This is a genomic window from Ideonella azotifigens (assembly GCF_006519715.1).
GTDB classification, from domain to species: Bacteria; Pseudomonadota; Gammaproteobacteria; order Burkholderiales; family Burkholderiaceae_C; genus Ideonella; species Ideonella azotifigens.
The window spans coordinates 1-4,315 of the sequence record NZ_VIDT01000486.1; the positions used below are offsets into that span (position 1 = coordinate 1).

The window sequence follows — 4,315 nt, forward strand, 5'->3', positions numbered from 1 at the left end:
TGCGAGACCTCGATGTGGAGCTTGTGGAGTTTTCGGTACAGGGTGTTGCGGCTGACATCAAGCGCTTTGGCGACATTGCTCACGTTCCAACGGTGCTGCTCCAGCATCTGCAGCAACACCTGCCGCTCGTTGGCCTGGATCGGATTGAGTTTGACAGGTTGCGGCGCGTCTTCTTCGGCCCCAGCCGGCGTGTCGCACGACATGGCGACCTGCGCCGGCACATGAGCATGCGCAGACATCGGCGCCGGATGCAGGATCAGCGCCGGCAGGTGCTCGCGTGTGATCGCCTGCCCGTCGGCGAGCGCCGAGGCGCTGCGCAAGACATGACGCAGCTGGCGGATGTTGCCGGGCCACGGGTAGTCCATCAACAGACGCTCGGCGTCGGCGCTCAGGCGGCTGTCACCACCCGACTCGGCCTTCAACATGTCGTGGATCAGCTCACGCTTGTCGCTGCGTTCGCGCAGCGCAGGCAGCTCGAGTTCGATGCCGGCGAGCCGGTAGTACAGGTCCTCGCGGAAGCGCCCTTCCCGCACCAGTGCCGGCAGGTTCTGGTGGCTGCCGCTGATCAGCTGGAAGTCCACCGGCTGCGTGTCCTCGGTGCCGAGCGGTGTGACCTGGCGTTCGTCGAGCACGCGCAGCAGGCGGGCCTGTAGCTCCAGCGGCATGTCGGCAATTTCGTCGAGGAACAGGGTGCCACCGTCGGCCTGCAGGATCTTGCCGCGCCGGCCGGAGCGCTGCGCGCCCGTGAAGGCGCCGGCCCGGTAGCCGAACAGTTCGGATTCGATCAGTGTCTCGGGCAGGCTGGCGCAGTTGACCGCCACAAACGCACCGTCCGCGTGAGGGCTGGCGTCATGGGTGGCGCGGGCGAAAACCTCCTTGCCCGAGCCGGTCTCGCCCCACAGCAGCACGGGGGTCTGACGCGCGATCACGCGGCGCGCGGTTTCGAGATGCGCCAGCAGGCGCTGGTCCTTGAAAGTCGCGCGGCTGGGCGACACGGCGCGCAGTGCGGCCGGCCGGTGCGGTGACCTGCGCTCCGGCAACGGCGTCGGGTTGACCAGCGCGGCAGCGGCGGTCGCCGAAATCGGGTGCACGTTTGCCGTCGCACTCGAGGCGGGCCGGCGCGCAACCGCGAAGAAACGCAGGGCCGCATTCGCCCGGTAGGTCACGACCGGGTGGAACGACGAAGACATGCTGCGCTGCAGCATGTCTTCGAGCGAGGTCTGGAACAGGTCTTCGATGCGGCGCGAACGGATTTCGTCCATGGACTGCAGGCCGAGCTGGAACAGTGCGCTGCGGTTCGCCGCGAGGATGTGGCCCTCGTCATCGACAGCCAGTTTGCCCTCGTGCAGCGTGTAGACGAACTCGGGCCGACTGTGAAAGTGAAGCGGGTGGGCGTTGCGAAAGCGCTGGTCGATCAGGCGGTTCTCGATCATGCGTGCGGTCATGCCCAGCAGTACCAGCAAATGTTGCTGCATCTGCTTCGAGCGGCTCGACACGTCGAGCACCGCGGCGATCTCCCCGGAAGGGTCGTACACCGGCACGGCCGAGCAGGTGAGGTTCGAGAACTGCGTGAAGAAGTGATCCTCGCGGCGGATCGCGACCGGTGCCGCCGCGGCGATGCAAGTGCCCATGCCGTTGGTGCCGGCCTCGGCCTCGCTCCACAGGCCTCCGGTGCGCAGCCCGAGCGGCGCGACCTCGGCACTGAACGCAGGCGACGAAACCATGTGGATGATCACGCCATCGGTGTCCGTCAGCAGCACCGCCAGGTCAGCGTCGGCCAGTTGCTGGTAGAGCGTGGTCATCTCGTAGCGCGCGCAGTCGATCACATCGGCCTTGCGCTCGCAACGACTCTCGAGCGCGGCACGATCAATCACCGACGGCGTGCGCGGGCGGTCAGGGTGAAGGCGGTATTCGTTCACACACCGGCTCCACGAACGCATGATTGCGTCGTTGCCTGGCTCGTGTGTCCCGTTCTTCACCATCACCATGATCCGCTCGGCGTGACGGTCTGTCTCCCGCAACAATGTTCCCATTTTGTCTCCAAATGTTCGGGCCGCCTGGGCTCCAGGGCCCAATCCTCATCCAAGTGCAGGCCCTGCACAACCGGGCGAAACGCGAGTACCGCAAGATCGGCTCCGCGTGGTCATATTGGCACGCCGCTTGCATTTTTCCGCAGCCGCAGGTTCGCGGCGACCAGCGCTTCTCAGCGGCCCCACCATGTCCAACAGCTTCTCCCTGCCCATCATGAGGGCTTCGACAACCCAGGCTGCCACGCCGCAAGCCATGGACCTGATCTTCATCGAGGGATTTGTCGGCGAAACGGTGATCGGCATCCACGAATCCGAGCTGCATCGCCCCCAGCCGCTGGTGATCGACGTGCACGCCGGCCTGCCGCATGCCCGAGCCTGCAACACCGATCGCATCGCCGACACGATCGACTACGGCGTTGTCACCGAGCGGCTGCGCCGTCTGCTGGTCGAGCACCGCCTGACGCTGCTCGAGGCCTTTGCCGAGAAGATCGCCGAGATCCTGATCGACGAGTTCGGCGCGCGCTGGGTTCGCGTCAAGGTCGTGAAGCCGCGCAAATTCGCGGACGTGAGTGCGGTCGGCGTGCAGATCGAACGCATTGCGCCCGAACCCGAGTCGAGACGTTCTGGCCACAGCGCGGCCGTGGTCCAGTTGCTCGCCAGCGGCATGCTCCCCGGCAAACGCTGACCGCCCTTCAATCGGACGACAAAACGGCCGCTCAGCGGCCGTTTTTCTTGTGGTGCCCGGCCGAGTCAACGGCCGTTGTAGCGCGCTTTCATTGGGGCCACGAGCGCCCCAGGCGTGCGTCGGAGATCAGGAATGGGCAGCGAACGGGTGTGCCGCCGTGCCCTTCTTGGCGACCACTTCCGCCGCGGTCGGGGAGCCTGCGACAGCGCGCTGGATCGACTCGCGAACAGCTCGGTAGTTGTAGTCCTGGATCTTCGTGTCGTCTTCGGCGAGCCAGTGGATGAAAACGCCAACGCAGATGAACACGTTGTCGGCTTCGTCTGCCGGAATCGTACCGTCTTCGACCGAATCGGCAACCGCCATCGCGACACCGCGCTGAGCCGGGCCGAACATCTGCACAGCCTGCTTCGCGCCCTTGATGGTGACCTTGTTGAACATCACCGTAGGCGGCTTGGTCAACAGGTTCGGCGCCACCACGGCGAGCAGCGAGGTGAAGCCGTCCTTGTTGTTGGTGAGGGCGTTGGCAAACGCCGTCTCGGCGGCGCTGCCGCGCGGCCCGATGATCAGGTCGATGTGGGCCACTTCGTTGCCGTCGCCAACGAGCGACTCACCAACCATCATGCGATCAATTTTTGCCATTTCTTCCGTCTCCTGTGAGCAGTTCTTGAGGGTATTCACGACACCGGCCAAGTCAACCAGCGCGACGCAGTACGTATCACGATCCGTGCCATCCACCGGGCTCCCGCGCCGGGGACCGCAGCGCGCCGTCAGCGCGCTGCGGTCCCCGGCGCAACCAGGCCCGCGACGAACAGCGCCGCCACTGTGAAATCGGCGCTGGTCCCCGGGTTCAGACCGGCCGCCTTGAGTTCGAGATCCCAGGCCACGAAGTCGGGATCGGCATCGAGGTTCTCACCGTTCAATGCACGGGTTTGCCAGCGCTGCGCCGAGCGCATGACAGTGTGTGCCAGCGCCGCGCCGTGTTTCCGCACAATGTGTGAATCGGGCAGCGTGGCCAGAAACGCGAGGTAGGTGCGCTGGACGGCTGCACTGACGGCCGGGGATGCCAGACCGTCTCGCGTGAAAGCGCCGCCAGGCAGCGCGAGGGCCGCGGTCGGAACACCGAGTTCAAACAGCTCGACATACCCATCACGGTATTGCCGCGCGATGCTGTCGCGATCGGCGGCCAGCGCCATCGCCGCGCGCAGTCCCATGCTCGGCACGTCATGAACGTCCTGAGCCGCAGCAGAGCCCAGCCCGCCAGGATGGGCCTGGGCGATGGCACGGTAGGCGGCACGGGCGTCGGCCAGGTCGAGATCGGCCAGCACTTCTTCGATTGCCGCACGCAGCGCGGCCGGGTCTTCGGCCTGCGGATGCAACTCCACGGCGCGCGCAATGGGTGCGCACAGCAGCACGATGCCGAGGTTGGTGTTGCAGCCTGCTGCATCCCAGCTGGCGGCCACCGCGGCCTCGATGCGATCACCCACGCGAGCGCCCGGCCGGAACATCGGCCCGACCGACGCCCGCGCGCTGGCGCTGAACAGCGCCGCCTGCATGCCATGGCCTGCAGACAGTCGGCTCACGTTGCCGGGTTTGCGGACCG

4 protein-coding genes are annotated in these 4,315 nt (G+C 66.3%); 1 reads left to right on the top strand and 3 read right to left on the bottom strand.

All coding sequences use genetic code 11. The features are described 5' to 3' along the window. A partial coding sequence (locus FKP22_RS22480) for a sigma-54-dependent Fis family transcriptional regulator (protein ID WP_141289912.1) occupies nucleotides 1-2,033 on the bottom strand: 2,033 nt, incomplete at its 3' end. A gap of 250 nt (nucleotides 2,034-2,283) precedes the next feature. Here FKP22_RS22480 and FKP22_RS22485 point away from each other — a divergent pair. Beyond that, nucleotides 2,284-2,715 (top strand): dihydroneopterin aldolase, encoded by a 432-nt coding sequence (locus FKP22_RS22485; RefSeq protein ID WP_141289913.1) that lies wholly within the window; start codon nucleotides 2,284-2,286, stop codon nucleotides 2,713-2,715. A 126-nt stretch (nucleotides 2,716-2,841) separates the two neighbouring features. Here the strand turns inward: FKP22_RS22485 and fae are convergent, their stop codons facing one another. Beyond that, a complete protein-coding gene (gene fae, locus FKP22_RS22490) occupies nucleotides 2,842-3,354 on the bottom strand; it encodes a formaldehyde-activating enzyme (RefSeq protein WP_141289915.1) in 513 nt (170 codons plus the stop codon). A gap of 128 nt (nucleotides 3,355-3,482) precedes the next feature. Then, nucleotides 3,483-4,315 (bottom strand): triphosphoribosyl-dephospho-CoA synthase (locus tag FKP22_RS22495; RefSeq protein ID WP_141289914.1); only part of this gene is annotated, 833 nt, incomplete at its 5' end.